Genomic DNA, 17,023 nt, shown 5'->3' with positions numbered 1-17,023 from the left:
TTTGTGGCGTGGTCAGTTTTGCGACCTCAGAACATCTGCGAAGAACGCTTCGACAGGTTCCAGCACTTTGAAAGGCTCGTGTGCCACGCCCGGCACTCTGTCTCTGCGAACTGCAATGCCATGTGTCTCGAAAGACCGGGCCAGCGCCTCAATACGGTCGATACGGCAATCGCCCTGCAAATCTGCACCATCTATCCAGAAGGCGCTGTCGCGCGGAATGGCGATTTCCCAGGTTGCAGTATCTTCCTCGCCGATAACCGTTTGAACCGTCACCGCTTTCATCGCTTCAAGATCAATACGACAACCAAAACGCGCTTCAACATCGCGCACGCCCGTCCACCAGTCATAATCCTGATTGAGCAGTGTCACGACGCCGGGTGCACCTATGGATACGGCCTTGAGCCGTTGCGGATGCAGCATGAAAAAGCGCTGGCAGAACTGCCCGCCGCCAGAAAAGCCATACATGATCGCGCGATTACTCTTGAGGCGATATTTGGCCGCCACTTCATCAATCATCGACAGCAGAATGAGATCAAAGCGAATACCGTGAAACTCGATACGCTTGTAATTGGCGAGGTCGCCCTGCACGACAATGCCCGCAGGAAACAGCGGTGCCAGCACAATGCAGCGGTTCTTCTGCGCAAAATTTGCAAAATGATCGCGATATTGCGCCGCGGTGCGTCCAGTGCCGTGAATTATAACGATCAGCTCGTGTGTTTCCGTACCGTCTTCATCATAGTCTTCCGGCACATAAAGGCAGTAGCTGAACCGCTGATCAAACTGGCTCGCAAAGAAAGTTGTCGCTCCAAAATCATAGAAACTGAGCTTTTTGCCATGGCCCTGCCGCTTGGTTACAGGCTGTTCTTCAATGATGGACATGACCGCCCTCCTCCCCGGATTTCGTATGTGTACCGTCGCCACGCCACTTCAGTTTGACGCCGCCCTCGCCTGTCAATTCGAGCATCGGAATGGCTGATAACAGACGGCGGGTATAATCGTTTTGCGGCGTGTCGAATATTTCATCCCGCGTTCCCTGCTCGATGATGCGTCCTTCATTCATGACCACGACACGGTCCGCAATCTGCTCCACCACGCCCAGATCATGGGTGATGAACAGACAACCAAATCCATAGCTCTGCTGAAGCTTTGCAAAGAGATCGAGAACTTGCGCCCGCACCGTGACGTCGAGTGCCGAGACGGCTTCATCGGCAATCACAAAAGCCGGACGGCGCGCAAGTGCACGCGCTATCGCCACGCGCTGGCGCTGGCCACCCGACATTTCGTGAGCATAACGACTGGCATAATCACCACCGAGCCCCACATCTTCCAGTGTTTCGCGAACCCGCTCGGCCTTTTGAGGCGAAGTAAGTTCTCTTGAAAACCGCAGCGCCTCACCAACCAGTTCGCCTACTTTCATACGCGGGTCGAGCGATGAATAAGGATCCTGAAACACCATCTGTGTGTGGTAGCGATAATCCTGATAATGCGCTGAACGTCTTTCGACTGGTTGTCCTTTGAACAGCAACTTACCTTCGCTTGGCTTAATCAATCCGGCCATAACGCGCGCGGCTGTGGTCTTGCCCGAACCCGAACCACCAACCACTGCAACGACCTCATTTGACAAAACATCGATGGTCACGCCATGCAGAGCGCGCTTACCGTTCGCTTTTTTGAACCAGCCACCGCGACCCTCGAAGTCGACAACGAGATCGCGCACACTGATCAACGGCTCAGCCGGTGGAATCACACGCGCAGGTCCGCGAACCGGCAATGTAGAAAGGAGCTTGCGAGTGTACTCATGCCGGGGTTTTGCGAGAACATCTGCTGTATCGCCTGTTTCAACCACTTCGCCATGACGCATGACGACAACGCGATTGGAGTAACGCGCAATCATCGGAAGATCGTGGCTGATGAGAAGAACGGTCGTGCCGCGCTCACGCGTGAGATCGACCAGCAGTTCCATGACTTCCCGCTGGATAACTGCATCGAGCGCCGTTGTCGGCTCGTCGGCAATCAGCAGATCGGGCTGCATCAGCATAGCGCAGGCAATCATGATGCGCTGGCGCATCCCACCGGAAAACTCATGCGGAAACGCCAGGACTGCACGATCAGGATCGGTGATACCAACACGCTGCAACATGGCTCTGATCCAGTCGGCATGTTGTGCCTTCTCCGCCGGAAAGTGGAGCTCAAGCCCTTCTTCAAGCTGTCGACCGATGGTCAATGATGGAGTGAGCGACGTCATTGGCTCCTGAAAGATCATGGCGATGCCATCACCGCGCAGACCGCGCAAAGCAGTCTGTGACATCGCGGAAACATTCTGCCCCTTGAAGCGGATCGCACCGTGGCTGGTTTTGATCGATGACGGCACCAACCCCATGATCGCACGTGCGAGCATTGTCTTGCCAGAACCGGACTCACCAACAATGCCAAGGATTTCACCACGCTTGATGGAGAAGGACGCGCGCTTGACAATCTCCAGCGTGCTGTCGCCAACGCGCAGGCTTACATCATCGATTTGGAGCAGTGGTGCGGAAGTCATGAACGCTTCCTCATGCGTGGGTCGAGGCGGTCGCGCAACGCGTCACCAAGAAGATTAATACCGAGCAGCGACAGCGAAATTGCAAGGCCTGGAAAAATGCCAAGCCACACGGCCTGCTCAATGAAATTCCGGCTTCCGGCTAGCATGTTACCCCATGTGGGTGCTGGCGGCGGCACACCCAAACCCAGAAAGCTGAGCGAGCTTTCTGCAAGAATTGCCCAGCCGCACATAGACGTCGCCATGACCAGAACAGGCGCAAGGCAATTGGGCAGAATATGGCGCACCATCGTGTAAAGTTCCGAGTTCCCCATAACGCGGGATGCCTCGACAAACTCTCTTTCACGCAGGCTCAACACCGTACCGCGCACAACACGGATAACCGATGACATATAAGCCAGAGCCAGTGCGAGGATGATGCCGTTCTTGTTGGCACCAAAGACTGCCAGAAGACCAAGAGCCATCAAGATGCCGGGGAACGCCAGCAGCGCATCATTGACCATCATAAGCAACCGGTCGAACCAGCCACGCAGAAAGCCACTGGTCGCACCAATCAAAACCCCACCCAAAGTGGCGAGAAAGACTGTGAAAACGCTGATGGAAACGCTGGCTGATGCGCCTTGCATGAGGCGGCTTAGCTGATCACGTCCAAACTCATCCGTACCCAACCAATGTGCAGCATTTGGCGATGCAAGACGTGCCGAAAAGTCGAGCGCGAGCGGATTATAAGGTGTCCAGACTGAACCAACGATTGCTATCGTCAGCAGCGTTGCAGTCAATGTTCCACCAATTAGTGCGTTGAGAGAGATATTTTTCATTTTGCCGTCACCTTCGGGTCGAAGAACGGATAGAGAAGATCCACGATCAGATTGACCAGCACATAAACACAGGCTGTAAACAGCAAGCAGCCCTGAATAACCGGATAATCGCGGGCAAAAATCGCATCAACCAGAAGCCTGCCGAGACCCGGAATGGTGAAAACCGTTTCCACTACAGCAATGCCACCAAGAAGATTTCCGAGGATCAAACCAAGCAATGTCCAGGTGGGACCGAATGCATTGCGAAAGGCATGGCGCCACATGACCGTCGCTTCCGAGAGGCCCTTGGCACGCGCATGCGTGATGTAATCAAGGTTCAGCACTTCAAGGGTTGATGCTCGCGCCATGCGCAGGATGACGCCAATTTCATGCAGAAACAGCGTTGTGATTGGCAGCACCAGATAGAGGAAAGCCTTCCACGGGTTCTCGCCAAAACTGACATAGCCGACAATCGGCAACCAGCCTAGTTTCAGGCCAAAAGCGAGCAACAGAAGCAAGCCCATCCAGAAAGCGGGGATCGACAACAGCAATGTGGCACAGGTCACAAGTGTCAGATCCGTCAGGCTATTCTGCTTCCACGCCGCAATCATTCCAAGTGGAACAGCGACGAGCGTGGAAAGTACCACTGCAGACAATACAATACGCGCGCTGACGGAAAACCGCTCCAGAACCAGCGACAACACTGGCTGCTGATTGGCAATGGAAACACCAAGATCGCCATGCAAAACATTGCCACCCCAGATCAGAAACTGGGTCAGAATACTGTGATTAAGCCCCAGCTGTTCGCGCAAGGCAGCCAATGTCGCCGCATCCGCAGAATCGCCCAGCATCAGGGCCGCAGGATCGCCCGGTATCAACCGGACAATCACAAACACAGCCACTGCCACGATCAGCAATGTTGGAATGGCCATGCCTATTCTGGAGAGCGCAAAGCGCAGCATTTCTTTAGCCTTCGATAAAGAGGGATTTTGCGCGCGGCGCGGCATCGGAAGGAAGCGGCGTATAATCCTGCAGACAGTAGGTTGCGAACTGTCGATTCAATGCCGGCAAGGGCGCGATTTCCATCATGCCAAGAGCTGCTTCCATCACCACCATGGCAACCGTTGCCGTGATATTGTCGTGGTTGCCGGGTCGTGGTGGACGGCACACGGCATAAGGTGTCAGGAAGTCATCAAACAGTGCCTCTTTAAGTTCAGCGCGACCAATCTTGCCGCCATGCGCTTCAAGACACTGACGTACGCGCCAATCGCGGTAGAAACTTTCCGGCACATATGGAATGCCGGTATCGCGCAACTTTGTCAGCGCAATCGGGCTCACCCAATGATTGGCATGAACGATCAGATCGTTTTCCGGCAGGATCGGGAAGGATTCATCCGGAGCACATTCGAAGTCGATACCAAAGCCCGCGCTTGTCGCGATCATGATGTTGTTTGAGCAAGACTTTGGCGTTGAGGCCACTGCTTTGATCGCCTTGGCGAAGTGCTCCTGCTCAAGCACCTTGCGACGTACTAATCCCAGCGGAACACCCAGCTTCTTATAGTCGCGCTCGCATTCGAGATAATTGGCAGTGATCGAGATACCGGCTTCGTTAAAGCCGCTACGCGCCAGACCACCAGCCTCTACAAAAGTAACAAAATCTGGACCGCTATTGTTGCGGACACGCAGCACAATTCCGGTTTCCACACACTCCGAACGCCAGTCCCAGTTCTGGCCATGCACCAGATTACCCGATGCACTTTTTGCAGGCATGATGAGAGCGCCAGTGCAACCATCATCCTGCTCTTCCGGATCAGGTGCACCCGTTTCCGCACGTGCCATCGCAACGACTTCCGTACGCGCATTGATCATGACGATCTGCTCGAAAGGAACGTCTGCCCCCTTGCCGATACCGCGCATTTCCTCGACGTAAGAAGCATCGAATTCTTCGATCCGTCCGGCGAAATCCTCAATCAGGCTCTGTTTACGCTCAGGCGAAAGACCGAACGCATCAAGTGTGCCTGAGTAAAGGCCAGCACTCCGCCGGATGCGCTCTGCAGCCAAAACCCCATATTGGCGACCGCGCTCTTCCGGTGCACCAGAAACTGTAATGAAAGGAAATGGGGTAATAGACATTGTCGTTCCATTTTTTGTATTTTGCATCTTCTTAATACAATTCACATTCAATCATTGCGGAGTCAACAGTTTTTTATTAGAATATGGAACAATTTGATTTATACCCATCACATGCAGAGTCAGCCTGTCATTCCAATGGGATAGGCATTACGAGAAAGAAATGGCCTATTGCGAAATATCCCGTATTCTTTGAACTTACATTCATGGGAGAACGCACATTCAGGGGGTGTTGGGCGTGAATATGAACGTTAGGAGATCGACAGAGGGCGAATCCGGTCTGAGCAGCCTTCAGGCGGAAGTTGCGCATAAAATGGTCTCGCTCATATCCGCCGCTCGCTGGAATATTGGTGATCGGCTGTCTGATGCGGCGATTGCCAAGGAGCTTCGCGTATCGCGTTCGCCCGTTCGACAGGTGCTTAACCTGCTGGTGCAACAAGGTATTGTGAGTCAGACCCCAAATCGCGGCTACCAGCTGCATCGCCTTCCTGAACCGGACGAACTCAACGACAAGCTGCTGCCACCCTCGGAGGCGGAAGAGCTTTACAGACGTCTGATGAGTTCACGCGCCTCTGGTGTTGTCGGAGATGAAGTCTCGGAAGCAGAACTTGCGGACCAACTCGGTGCGACGCGCGGTGTGGTCCGGCGTGTATTGATGCGCTTTGCAACCGAAGGTCTGGCGGAGCGCCTGCCTGGCCATGGCTGGCGATTTGCGGAATCCCTCGACAATGAGCGGGCTGTCAACGAAAGCTATGCCTTCCGTCTGGTGATTGAGTGCGGGGCGCTTTCACAAACCGATTATTTCCCTGATCCGAACCAACTTGCTGCGCTACAACGTGAGCAAAAAGAAATACTCGTATTGCCGCTCCAAAGCCTCACCCGGGACCTTTGGTTCAATGCCAATGCGAACTTTCACGAAACCATCGTTTCATGGGCAAACAATCGCTTTTTCACGCAATCCGTCCGCTGGCAGAACCATCTGCGCCGTATGACGGAGTATTCTGACTTCGACCGTTTGGGCGAAGAACGTATTCGCAAGGCCTGTACAGACCATTTGGGTATCTTGGACGCCATCGAGAATAAGGATTTCGAATTCGCGGCAGCATTGTTGAAGCGCCACATCAGCCGATCTGGTGCCGAGGACGTGTAAGTGGTGAGACAAACTTAAGTGCAGAGTTCGCGTCGCTGGGTCAAACTCGTTCCAGCGCTATCGCAATCCCTTGCCCAACACCGATACACATTGTCGCCAATGCGTATTGGCCACCAGTCAGTGAAAGTTCAAGCGCCGCCGAACCTGTAATGCGTGCGCCTGACATGCCCAGCGGGTGCCCTAATGCGATTGCTCCACCATTTGGATTGACGCGGCTATCGTCATCAGCAATTCCGAGTTCCCGCAGAACGGCCAGCCCTTGCGACGCGAACGCTTCGTTAAGCTCAATCACATTGATCGCATCAATCCCGACCCCAAGCCGGGTCAGAAGTTTTTGTGTGGCAGGCAGAGGGCCGATGCCCATGATCCTTGGCGGAACACCGGCCGCCGCACCACCAGCGATACGTGCAAGAGGTTTCAGGCCATATTTCTGAATAGCCGCCTCAGAAGCAATGATTAACGCCGCCGCACCATCATTGACGCCGGATGCATTGCCTGCCGTCACAGTGCCACCGTCTCGAAAAGGCGTGCCCAGCTTTGCAAGTGCTTCCATCGTGGTGGCACGCGGATGTTCATCCCTATCCACAACGACCGGTTCGCCTTTACGCTGCGGAATGCTTACTGAGACGATTTCTTGCGCAAGACGTCCATTGGCCTGTGCTGCGGCAGCTTTCGCCTGACTGCGCAGCGCAAAGGCATCCTGATCTTCACGTGAGATCTGGTAATCTTCAGCAACATTTTCGCCGGTCTCCGGCATGGATTCGACGCCATATTGCTTTTTCATCAGCGGATTTACAAAGCGCCAGCCGATTGTTGTATCAAAGATTTCCGCTTTACGGGAAAATGCAGCATCGGCCTTCGGCATCACAAATGGGGCGCGGCTCATGCTTTCGACGCCACCTGCGATGATCAACTCCGCTTCGCCCGCTTTGATTGCACGCGCGGCACTGATAACCGCATCCATGCCTGAGCCACACAGGCGATTAATGGTGGTGCCGGATACACTCTCGGGTAATCCAGCAAGAAGCAGCGACATGCGTGCGACATTGCGGTTGTCTTCGCCTGCCTGATTGGCTGAGCCGAAAATAACATCGTCGACGGCTTCCCAGTCGACCAATGCATTGCGTGCCATCAATGATCGGAACGGAATAGCTCCGAGATCATCCGCTCTTACAGACGAAAGCGAACCGCCAAAGCGACCGATAGGCGTACGGACATAGTCACAAATATAGGCGTCACTCATTATGAAGTCTCTTGGCTCTGGAAAAATTCTGGACGCATTCAGGCCTGCAAATGCGAAACGAATTTCGTATTCTGGTAAGCATCCAGCGCGTCGGCACCACCTTCGGTTCCGTAACCGGAATCGTTGATGCCGCCGAATGGCACTTCCGGCAGAGCCAGACCATAATGATTGATGGTGATCATCCCGCTGCGCACGGACGATGAGATTTTCGCGGCATTGGCTGATGATCCGGTGAATGCATAGGCCGCAAGGCCATAGTTAAGCCGATTAGCCTCACTCAACGCCTCGTCCAGTGTCTGAAAACTATTGAGAAGAGCCACAGGACCAAACGGTTCTTCATTCATGATTGCGGCATCGCGCGGCACATCGGCCAGTACGGTTGGCTGGAAAAAATTGCCGCGATTACCGATGCGCTCACCACCTGTAACCACAGCGGCGTTGTGTTCTTGTGCTTCGCCTATCAAGCGTTCCATAGCATTGACCCGGCGCGCATTGACCAGCGGCCCCATGGTCGTTTCGGCATCCAGACCATTTCCAACTTTCAACGCGCTTGCATAGTTGGAAAGTCCCTCAATGACCCGTTCGTAAGCCGGTTCTTCGACCAGAAATCGAGTTGGTGCGATACAAATCTGTCCCGCATTTCGAAACTTTGCCGCAGCCGCTACCTTGATCGCCTGATCAACGTCAGCATCTGCCATGATGATGACCGCCGCATGCCCGCCCAGCTCCATCGTCGCCCGCTTCATATGCAAGCCGCTTAATGCCGCGAGCTGCTTACCAACCTGCGTAGAACCGGTGAACGATACTTTTTTGATAACCGGATGAGAGATCAGATAAGATGAAATTTCCGCCGGATCGCCATAAACCAGATTGATGACGCCGTCTGGCAAACCAGCATCAGCAACAGCACGCACCAACTCGGCTGGAGCAGCAGGCGTATCTTCCGCAGCTTTCAAAATAATAGAACACCCAGCAGCAAGTGCTGCCGATATTTTACGAACCGACTGATTGATCGGGAAATTCCATGGTGTGAACGCCGCTACAGGCCCGACCGGTTCCTTAACCTCGGACTGCATGACATGGGCAAAACGCGGCGGGACAATGCGCCCATAGCTGCGGCGCGCTTCTTCTGCAAACCAATCGATCAAATCGCAGGCAGCCGCAGCTTCGGTGCGTGCTTCCGCCAGAGGCTTGCCCTGCTCCATCGTCAGCAAATGGGCTACGATTTCGCCACGACTGCGAAAGATATCAGCCGCCTTTCGCAAAACTTTATAGCGATCAAAGGCCGAGACCTTACGCCAAATCTCAAACCCGCGATCGGCAGCAGTCAATGCATCATCAAGATCAGTGGTGGTGGCTTTGGCGATATGCCCAATGACCTCATTGGTGGCAGGATTTAGAACCTCTATCGTCTCGCCACGCGACCCATCACGCCATTTTCCATCAATGAAGAGCTGCACGTCGGAATATTCAACCTGAGTTCCCATCGCTCTCTCCTATTCTTAAACTGTCGGCTGGTATTGGTGAATGACGCCCGCATCGATCAGCTCAGCCAGCTTGACCTTGTCCATGCTGAGAACATTCTCCAGAATAGAAACACTGTCCTCACCCAGCATCGGTGGTGCTTTGTAAGATGCCTGCTTTTGGGCTTCCAACCCCTGTGCTGGCCGCACCAGAGATACCGGCCCCAGATAAGGGCTCTCCAAGGTTTGCACGACTTCGCGCGCCAGCACATTCGGGCTTTCAAAAGCTTCAGGAACGGTTTTCACCTGGCCGGCGGGAACACCCGCTCGCAGGCACTCAGCCATCCAGAATTCGCGGGTATTGGTGGAGAAGCGTTTTGCCATAGGCGGGATCAGATCGACCCGATTTAAGGCGCGACCGCTTGCTGTCTTGAAGCGTTCATCTGCTGCAAGTTCAGGCAGATCGATGATCTTTTCGCAAAGGATAGCGAACTGGCGATCATTGCCAACCGCAAGCGCAAAAGCACCATCTGAACATTCAAAAATCTGATAGGGAACGACCGTGGGATGCGCGTTGCCAAAGCGCTTGGGTACGTGACCGCCATTCAGGTGCGCGCTGCCGATATTGATGAGCGTATTCAGCGCGCATTCAAACAAGGAAATATCGACAAACTGCCCGACACCAGTGGTTTTGCGCTGATAAAGTGCCGCAAGAATGGATTGTGTACCGACCATCCCGGCAACAATATCCGTCATGGCGACACCAATACGCATCGGTTCACCGTCGGTTTGTCCGGTTATCGACATCAAGCCACTTTCAGCCTGAACCACAAAATCATAACCCGGGCGCTGAGCTTCAGGTCCAGTCTGACCATAGCCGGAAATGGAGCAGTAGATGAGCGCAGGGTTAAGCGCCTTCAGAGTATCGTAATCGATCTTGAGGCGCTCGACGGTTCCGGCGCGAAAATTTTCGACGACGACGTCAGCCTGTTTTGCCAACTCGTAAATAATTTTCAGGCCTTCAGGTGATTTTAAATCGAGCGCCAGGCTTTTCTTACCGCGGTTCGCGCAGAGAAAATAAGTGCTAGCCCCCTTATAATTGGGAACGGACCATGCACGCGTGTCGTCACCACCCTGAATATTCTCGATCTTCCAGACCTCGGCGCCCAGATCAGCGAGGCTCATCGTGGCCCAGGGACCGGCAAGAACGCGAGAGAGATCGAGAACTTTTATTCCAGCCAATGGCAGGGCAGCGTTACTATCGCCCTGAGCCGGAACCTTCAGTTCATTCATTATTGTCAAGGTCACGTCCTTCTCAAACAACCCCGCAAATGGCGGGAGCCGATAGCCAAAATTCATTGGCGGAATTACTGTTATGATCGCCATTCCTGCGGAAAGTGGCAGGCCACACCATGGCCATTTCCCTGCATCTCAAGCTCCGGTCTGATCTCTGCACAGATCGCTTCAGCCCTGAAACAGCGCGTACGGAACGGACAACCAGACGGCGGATTGATCGGGCTTGGCACATCGCCTTTCAGGAGAATTTGCTGTCGTTTTCGCTCAATAACCGGGTCAGCCAGCGGCACCGCCGACATCAAAGCCTGCGTATAGGGATGAAGCGGGCGGCTATAGAGTTCGCTGGCCGGGGCTTTTTCAACGATACGTCCAAGATACATGACCGCGACCGTGTGCGAGATATGCCGGACAACCGACAGGTCATGGGCAATGAAAATATATGAAGTCCCAAACTCGGCCTGAATTTCCTGAAGAAGGTTCAGAACGCCAGCCTGCACGGACACATCGAGCGCCGAAACCGGCTCATCAAGCACCATGACCTGCGGATTAAGTGCTAAGGCTCGCGCAATCACGACACGTTGACGCTGACCACCGGAAAGCTCGTGCGGATACCGCTTGCCGTGCTCGGGGTTAAGCCTGACCAGCCGCAACATCTCCTGCACACGTTCTTTGCGCTGCTGCTGTGACAAATCGCTGATACGCAGAGGTTCAGCGATGCTTTCCTCGATCCGCATACGCGGATGGAGTGAAGCAAACGGGTCCTGAAACACAAATTGCAGATGCTTGCGCGCCGCACGCATTTCTTTTGGCGAAAACTGCGCCACGTTTTGTCCCTGAAACAGAACCTCACCGCTGCTCGGCTCAATCAGGCGCAGCAGACAGCGCCCCAGTGTGGATTTTCCACAACCAGATTCCCCGACCAAACCAAGGGTTTCGCCCTTCGCCAGATCAAACGAAATATCGTCGACCGCTTTCACCTCGGCAATGTCACGCTGAAAGACCGTTCCACCTTTGATCGGAAATGACTTTCGAAGATTACGAACCGAAAGAGCTGCATCGGATAAGGATGGAGTTGCCGTCTGTGATGAAAAATCAGGGTTCATAGTGCGGCCTCTTTCGTGACCGGCATATCGGCCTTGCGTTGATATGCAGGCAGGCTGTCAGCAAAGTAGCATGCCGATATGTGACGTCCGAAATGCTGGTATGCGGGTGGTGTTGTTTTGCAGATATCCTGCGCATGAGCGCAACGCGGATGAAAGGCGCAGCCGGTTGGAAACGCACCCAAAACAGGTGGCGCCCCTTCAATGGAATAAAGCTTGCCACCGCTGTCGCTGAGCGTCGGGATCGAAGCAATCAATCCGCGCGTATAGGGATGGCGGGGATTATCGAAAAGTTCGAAAACATCGGCTTCTTCAACCACTTCGCCCGCATAGACCACCGCAACGCGGTCGGCATGACCCGCAAGCACACCCAAGTCGTGCGTGATGAGAATTAACCCCAGACCCAGCTTGTTTTGCAGCTCACGCAGGACCGCCATAATCTGTGCCTGCACAGTCACGTCGAGCGCAGTTGTCGGCTCGTCGGCAATCAGCAGGTCGGGGTCATTGGCAACTGCCATGGCAATCATGACACGCTGCCGCATCCCGCCCGAAAACTCATGCGGATACTGCTTTACCCGCTGATCCGGTTGCGGGATGGAAACAAGCTCGAGCAACTCGATAGCGCGCGCCATTGCAGCCTTACGGCTCAGTTTTCGTTGATGAAGCTGCAATGCTTCAATCAGCTGATCTCCGATCTTCATCACCGGATTAAGCGACGAGAGCGGGTCCTGAAAAATCATGGCAATTTTCGAACCGCGCAGGCTTCGCATTTCTCTGCGCGATTTGCCGACCAGCTCTTCACCCAGAAAAGTGACCGAGCCCGTCACTTTTGAATTTGGTGGATTTAGTCCGATAGAAGCCAGCATCCCGATGGATTTTCCGGAACCGGATTCGCCGACAATTCCCAAAACCTCGCGTCGTTTCAATTCGAGATTGATGCCTCTGACGGCATCAAGCACTGTACCGTCACGGCCAAAGCCGACGCGCAAATTTTCAACCCGAAACAGACTGGCGCTCTCATTTGGATTTGTCATTTTGCTCTCCAATCACTTCGAACGCGGGTCGAAATAGTCACGAAGACCATCGCCGATGAAATTGAACCCCAGAACGATTGTCAGGATGGCAATTCCCGGACCCATGGCGATCCACCAATTGTAGAAATAGACGGCACCTTCCGCGATCATCGAGCCCCATTCCGGCGTCGGTGGCGTTGCACCCAGCCCGATAAAGCTGAGTGAGGCTGCGAGCAGAATGACCTGGCCAAGATCCATCGTGGCGCTGATCAATATGGGGGTCCAGCAAAGCGGCAGAATATGCTTCATGAGAACACGCGTGCTGCTTGCGCCCGATGCAATAGCCGCTTCCACATGCTCACGTTCACGCACTTCCAGCACCTGAGCGCGCATCAGCCGTGCATAAACAGGCCACCAAACAATAACCATTGCAATGGCAGCGTTTTCGAGACCGGGTCCGAGCGAAGCGGCAACTGCCATGGCCAACAGCATCGGTGGAAAAGATAGTGTGATATCGACCAACCGCATGATTGCAGAGCCGATCACCCCCCCCTTATAACCGGAGATCGCACCCGCAAATGCGCCGATAATGACGGCACTCGCCACCACCACAAGAGCGATTGGCAGTGAGTGCTTTGCTCCATAAAGCGTTCGCGTCAGCACATCGCGCCCAAGAGCATCTGTACCAAACCAGTGTGACCAGCTCGGCGCTTGCAGACGACGTCCTACCATATCCAGCGGATCATACGGCGTCATGTAAGGCGCAAAAAATGTCGCGAGAATCCAGAAGCCAACAACCACGATCCCGATGGCGACCGGCAAGGTAAGCCAGCGCGGTATTCTGAAGTGGCGCGGTGCGGCGTTTACAGTTGCAACCATTTGTTCCCCCTATCCCAGTCGAACGCGTGGATTTGCGAGAACATAGGCGACGTCGGTCAGAAGGTTCGTCACAAGGAACATAACGCCGCCAACGATGGTCACACCGATGATTGCCGGGAAGTCGAGCGACCGGGCTGCTTCAACCGCATAGGACCCCATTCCCGGCCAGGCAAAGATTGTTTCGGTCAGCACAGCACCCGTAATCAGATAAGCAAACGAGTAGCTGATGACCGTAAGAACCGGCACAAGAATGTTGCGAAGAGCATGGCGGAACACGACCCGGAATTCACCAGCGCCCTTCGCGCGTGCAGTCAGAATGAATTCCCGCCCGATCACATCAAGCATATTGGCGCGTACCAGACGTGAGATCGTGCCAGCAACCGTCCAGCCCAGCACAGTTGCTGGAAGAATGAGATGAGCGACTGCATTTTTGAATGCTGCAAAATTTCCTGCAAGCAGACTATCGATGGTCATGAAACCGGTCAGAGCGACAGGTGGTGCCATACGGGGATCAAGCCGACCTGGTCCGGGTAGCAGCTCAAACTTCACTGAAAAGATAAACAGAACAGCGAGACCCAACCAGAAAACAGGTAGCGACGAACCCAATAGTGCAAAGAGACGCGCCACATGATCAACAGCGCTGTCGCGATAATATGCCGCCAGAATCCCCAACAGGATGCCGACGACAGAGCCTATAGCCATTGCTGACAAAACCAGTTCCATCGTGGCGGGTAAACGCGCCATGAGATCCGTACTGACAGGGCGCTTCGTCACGAAAGACGTTCCCATATCCCCGGTCACAAGGTTTTTCAGATAGATGACGTAGCGCTCGGGAAGGCTCCGATCGAGCCCCCACTTCGCTTTCGCAGCGGCCACAACCTCTGGATTATTCATCTGCTGCTCCGCCACAATCGATGTAAGCGGATCGCCTTTGGTTATCGTGGTGAGCGCAAACGCCATAGTGACGATGCCCAGAATTAGAAATGGCATCGCAATTAGGCGCTTAAAGAGATAATTTGACATGCACGGTTCCCATTCTGGAAATCTGGCGCAGTTTTTGTGCGTCCTTGCGCATAGTATTGACAAGCAAATTTGACGCCGTCAATATAAATGAAATTAAATTTCATTTTCTGGAACGGCAATCCTGCAAACTGAAATCGACAACATCGTCCAGGAGACAACGTGAAGAAAAGAGCGAAGCACAGTTCAGTGGACCTCGATAAAGACAGCGCTCAGGTTTCCAGTGCCCTCGTTCGAGGGCTGGAGATTTTGCGCAGCTTCACCCCCAATGATATTTCTCTTGGAAATCAGGAGCTTATTGACCGTACAGGACTGCCGAAGGCTACTATTTCGCGTTTGACGCTGACACTCGTCAATCTCGGCTACCTCAATTATGACGATAATCTGGGACGCTACAGCATCGGCCCTGCAACAATTTCGCTTGGTTATTCGGGACTGAGCTCGAACGCTGTTGTCTATATGGCCATGCCACTGATGCGAAGGCTTGCGGAAAAAACGGGGGTTGCTGTTGCCATGGGCCTGCGTGAGCAGCGCGAAATGGTCTATATCGCCAATGCCCGTTCCGAAAACCCAGTCTCGCTGCGCCTGAATGTAGGCTCAAGATTGCCGATCTGGCGTACGGCCATGGGGCTTTCCTATTATGTCGGCATGGAAGAAGGGCAACGCGACATTCTTCTCGAGCAAATGATCGCTGCTGAACCAGAACATGCTGAGAAAATCCACCGCCTGACAAATCAAGCGCTTGAGGACTTTGCAAAGGATGGCTTCGTCGCCTCATGCGGCGACTGGTACAGCTATATCAATGCTGTTGGAATTCCGTTTCGACCGACAGATGGCACCCAGCTCGTTGCGATCACCTGCGGCGGCATAACCGACATTGCACCACGCGATGTTTGCTATGCCGAAATCGGACCAGCGCTCAAACAGCTGACCCTTGAGCTGCAAGACCGGCTGATCGGCAAGACAAACGCGCTTTCACACACTTCCTTACCCTAAACATCGCCAGCGGCGACGTAGCAGATTGTTGCAGGAAATATCATGGCCACCGATATTCTATATCCAAAAGTCAGTCTGGAAACCAATTCCGGCACAATCTCACGCTGGCATGTAAAGGACGGTGACGCTGTCCGACAAGGGCAGCTGCTGTTTGAAATCGACAACGATAAAACGGTCGTGGAAGTCGATGCCCCACACGACGGAACGCTGAAGATTCTCATGATGTCGACCTCCGATGAGATAGACGTTGGCCAGAGTGTTGCCAGCTTGTTCTTACAAGGCGAAGCTATGTCCGTCGCCTCACCAAAACCCGCCTCGGAAACCACTGCCAAACAAATCGCTCAAACAAATGAAGTTTCAGCGCTGTCGGCACCGGATATCCGTTCAAACACCACACAGACCGGCAGAGCCGTTGCAACACCACTTGCAAAACGCCTCGCTGGTGATGCCGGAATTGATCTTTCACAGATCAATGGCAGTGGTCCGAGCGGGCGCATACAAAAGAAAGATATCATTGCTGCGATGGAGACTGGCAATGTTCTGCCACGGCAAAATAGCGGCAAACAGAGCCTTTCTCCGGGCGAGACAGTCCTGAACGCCGTCTGGTTGCGCAAGGGCGAAGGCATACCGCTGGTTCTTCTGCACGGCTTCGCGTCCGATCATAACAACTGGCGCGGACTTTTCGCCGGAAGCCAATGGCAGCAACCTTTGCTCGCCATCGATCTGCCCTCACATGGAGCATCCCCACTGGATGCGGTTGCAGACCTTGATGCAGTAGCCGCCCTCGTGGAAGCCACCATCAGGCAGCTCAATCTCGCGGAAACCATTATGGTGGGACACTCCTTTGGCGCAGCCGTCAGCGCAAGGCTGGCAACCCGGGGCAATATCGACATACGCGCTCTGGGGCTGTTTGCACCCGGAGGTCTTGGTCCTGAAATTAACGTGGGATTTGTCGAGAACTTCGTGCACGCCAAATCGAGAGAGAGCGTCACCCCATGGCTGCATGAGCTGGTTCATGCAAAAGACGTTATCTCAGAAACGTTCATTTCTGCTGTCGTGCAACAGCGACAGAATCAGCACCTGAGCGACGCTATGGCAGCCTTTGCAAAGCGCTTTTTTGCCGATGGAACGCAGACAATTTCGATCACAGACGATCTTGCCTCGCTGGAGATACCAGTCCGCGTGATCTTCGGAAAACAGGATCGCATCCTGCCTTTCAAACATAGCCGCAATCTACCCGATAATGTCGCTCTCCATGCATTTGAAGCGTGTGGGCACATGCCTCATCTTGAAAAACGCAGCCTGTCGCTGCGCATCCTCAGCGAACTTGCAAGTTCGGTTCGCTGATAAAATCGGCATAAAATGAAAAAGGCCGGAGAATGTTCTCCGGCCTTTTC

General features: G+C 53.9%; 15 protein-coding genes. 3 read left to right on the top strand and 12 right to left on the bottom strand.

All coding sequences use genetic code 11. The annotated features are described in order from the left end of the window. Positions 1–12: 12 nt before the first annotated feature. The 5 genes from CEV32_RS07780 to CEV32_RS07760 are packed head-to-tail and all read right to left on the bottom strand — an operon-like array spanning position 13 to position 5,469. The gene (locus tag CEV32_RS07780; protein WP_094575899.1) at positions 13–879 is read right to left on the bottom strand and encodes a hydrolase; all 867 of its coding nucleotides are present in this window, start codon (positions 877–879) and stop codon (positions 13–15) included. Further along, on the bottom strand, positions 866–2,542 hold the full coding sequence (locus CEV32_RS07775; protein ID WP_094575896.1) for a dipeptide ABC transporter ATP-binding protein: 1,677 nt from the start codon (positions 2,540–2,542) through the stop codon (positions 866–868). Before CEV32_RS07775 ends, CEV32_RS07780 begins: the two co-directional genes overlap by 14 nt. Beyond that, complete coding sequence (locus CEV32_RS07770; RefSeq protein ID WP_094575892.1) at positions 2,539–3,357, bottom strand: ABC transporter permease; 819 nt, start codon at positions 3,355–3,357, stop codon at positions 2,539–2,541. The genes CEV32_RS07775 and CEV32_RS07770 overlap by 4 nt, the downstream gene beginning before the upstream one ends. Then, a complete protein-coding gene (locus CEV32_RS07765; protein ID WP_094575889.1) occupies positions 3,354–4,298 on the bottom strand; it encodes an ABC transporter permease in 945 nt (314 codons plus the stop codon). The genes CEV32_RS07770 and CEV32_RS07765 overlap by 4 nt, the downstream gene beginning before the upstream one ends. Positions 4,299–4,302: 4 nt before the next feature. After that, the gene (locus CEV32_RS07760) at positions 4,303–5,469 is read right to left on the bottom strand and encodes a C45 family autoproteolytic acyltransferase/hydolase (protein WP_235818766.1); all 1,167 of its coding nucleotides are present in this window, start codon (positions 5,467–5,469) and stop codon (positions 4,303–4,305) included. Between the two features lie 241 nt (positions 5,470–5,710). On the opposite strand from CEV32_RS07760, the gene CEV32_RS07755 reads away from it, so the two are divergent. Further along, on the top strand, positions 5,711–6,616 hold the full coding sequence (locus CEV32_RS07755; RefSeq protein WP_094575885.1) for a GntR family transcriptional regulator: 906 nt from the start codon (positions 5,711–5,713) through the stop codon (positions 6,614–6,616). Positions 6,617–6,656: 40 nt separating this feature from the next. Here CEV32_RS07755 and pcaF read toward each other — a convergent pair whose 3' ends face one another. The 7 genes from pcaF to CEV32_RS07720 form a co-directional block, all read right to left on the bottom strand. Continuing rightward, complete coding sequence (gene pcaF / locus CEV32_RS07750; RefSeq protein WP_094575884.1) at positions 6,657–7,859, bottom strand: 3-oxoadipyl-CoA thiolase; 1,203 nt, start codon at positions 7,857–7,859, stop codon at positions 6,657–6,659. Positions 7,860–7,897: 38 nt separating this feature from the next. Then, positions 7,898–9,346 carry an NAD-dependent succinate-semialdehyde dehydrogenase gene (locus CEV32_RS07745; protein ID WP_094575882.1) on the bottom strand — a complete coding sequence of 483 codons (1,449 nt, stop codon included), beginning with the start codon at positions 9,344–9,346 and terminating at the stop codon, positions 7,898–7,900. 15 nt (positions 9,347–9,361) lie between these two features. Further along, a complete protein-coding gene (locus CEV32_RS07740; RefSeq protein WP_094576465.1) occupies positions 9,362–10,615 on the bottom strand; it encodes a CaiB/BaiF CoA transferase family protein in 1,254 nt (417 codons plus the stop codon). 80 nt (positions 10,616–10,695) lie between these two features. Beyond that, positions 10,696–11,721: an ABC transporter ATP-binding protein gene (locus CEV32_RS07735; protein WP_094575880.1), complete on the bottom strand. Its 1,026-nt coding sequence runs from the start codon at positions 11,719–11,721 to the stop codon at positions 10,696–10,698. Continuing rightward, a complete protein-coding gene (locus tag CEV32_RS07730) occupies positions 11,718–12,752 on the bottom strand; it encodes an ABC transporter ATP-binding protein (RefSeq protein ID WP_094575878.1) in 1,035 nt (344 codons plus the stop codon). Before CEV32_RS07730 ends, CEV32_RS07735 begins: the two co-directional genes overlap by 4 nt. A gap of 12 nt (positions 12,753–12,764) precedes the next feature. After that, positions 12,765–13,610 (bottom strand): ABC transporter permease, encoded by an 846-nt coding sequence (locus CEV32_RS07725; RefSeq protein WP_094575876.1) that lies wholly within the window; start codon positions 13,608–13,610, stop codon positions 12,765–12,767. Positions 13,611–13,619: 9 nt separating this feature from the next. Continuing rightward, positions 13,620–14,633 carry an ABC transporter permease gene (locus CEV32_RS07720; protein WP_094575874.1) on the bottom strand — a complete coding sequence of 338 codons (1,014 nt, stop codon included), beginning with the start codon at positions 14,631–14,633 and terminating at the stop codon, positions 13,620–13,622. A gap of 159 nt (positions 14,634–14,792) precedes the next feature. Here CEV32_RS07720 and CEV32_RS07715 point away from each other — a divergent pair, with 159 nt between their 5' ends. Together CEV32_RS07715 and CEV32_RS07710 are read left to right on the top strand one after the other, a co-directional pair. Beyond that, positions 14,793–15,626 carry an IclR family transcriptional regulator gene (locus CEV32_RS07715; protein WP_094575872.1) on the top strand — a complete coding sequence of 278 codons (834 nt, stop codon included), beginning with the start codon at positions 14,793–14,795 and terminating at the stop codon, positions 15,624–15,626. Positions 15,627–15,668: 42 nt separating this feature from the next. Next, a complete protein-coding gene (locus CEV32_RS07710) occupies positions 15,669–16,973 on the top strand; it encodes an acetoin dehydrogenase dihydrolipoyllysine-residue acetyltransferase subunit (protein WP_094575870.1) in 1,305 nt (434 codons plus the stop codon). The last annotated feature ends 50 nt before the right edge of the window (positions 16,974–17,023 follow it).

It is taken from the genome of Brucella rhizosphaerae, assembly GCF_002252475.1.
GTDB classification, from domain to species: domain Bacteria; phylum Pseudomonadota; class Alphaproteobacteria; order Rhizobiales; family Rhizobiaceae; genus Brucella; species Brucella rhizosphaerae.
Note: the sequence above shows the minus strand (reverse complement) of the source record. Positions and strands in the feature narration are given on the sequence as shown.

Bases quoted from the DNA above. Each gene is read 5' to 3' on its own strand.
- CEV32_RS07765 (WP_094575889.1), bottom strand. From the start codon at position 4,298: ATGCTGCGCTTTGCGCTCTCCAGAATAGGCATGGCCATTCCAACATTG.
- CEV32_RS07760 (WP_235818766.1), bottom strand. From the start codon at position 5,469: ATGTCTATTACCCCATTTCCTTTCATTACAGTTTCTGGTGCACCGGAA.
- pcaF (WP_094575884.1), bottom strand. From the start codon at position 7,859: ATGAGTGACGCCTATATTTGTGACTATGTCCGTACGCCTATCGGTCGC.
- CEV32_RS07735 (WP_094575880.1), bottom strand. From the start codon at position 11,721: ATGAACCCTGATTTTTCATCACAGACGGCAACTCCATCCTTATCCGAT.
- CEV32_RS07755 (WP_094575885.1), top strand. From the start codon at position 5,711: ATGAACGTTAGGAGATCGACAGAGGGCGAATCCGGTCTGAGCAGCCTT.
- CEV32_RS07720 (WP_094575874.1), bottom strand. From the start codon at position 14,633: ATGTCAAATTATCTCTTTAAGCGCCTAATTGCGATGCCATTTCTAATT.
- CEV32_RS07725 (WP_094575876.1), bottom strand. From the start codon at position 13,610: ATGGTTGCAACTGTAAACGCCGCACCGCGCCACTTCAGAATACCGCGC.
- CEV32_RS07770 (WP_094575892.1), bottom strand. From the start codon at position 3,357: ATGAAAAATATCTCTCTCAACGCACTAATTGGTGGAACATTGACTGCA.
- CEV32_RS07740 (WP_094576465.1), bottom strand. From the start codon at position 10,615: ATGAATGAACTGAAGGTTCCGGCTCAGGGCGATAGTAACGCTGCCCTG.
- CEV32_RS07775 (WP_094575896.1), bottom strand. From the start codon at position 2,542: ATGACTTCCGCACCACTGCTCCAAATCGATGATGTAAGCCTGCGCGTT.
- CEV32_RS07730 (WP_094575878.1), bottom strand. From the start codon at position 12,752: ATGACAAATCCAAATGAGAGCGCCAGTCTGTTTCGGGTTGAAAATTTG.
- CEV32_RS07710 (WP_094575870.1), top strand. From the start codon at position 15,669: ATGGCCACCGATATTCTATATCCAAAAGTCAGTCTGGAAACCAATTCC.
- CEV32_RS07780 (WP_094575899.1), bottom strand. From the start codon at position 879: ATGTCCATCATTGAAGAACAGCCTGTAACCAAGCGGCAGGGCCATGGC.
- CEV32_RS07745 (WP_094575882.1), bottom strand. From the start codon at position 9,346: ATGGGAACTCAGGTTGAATATTCCGACGTGCAGCTCTTCATTGATGGA.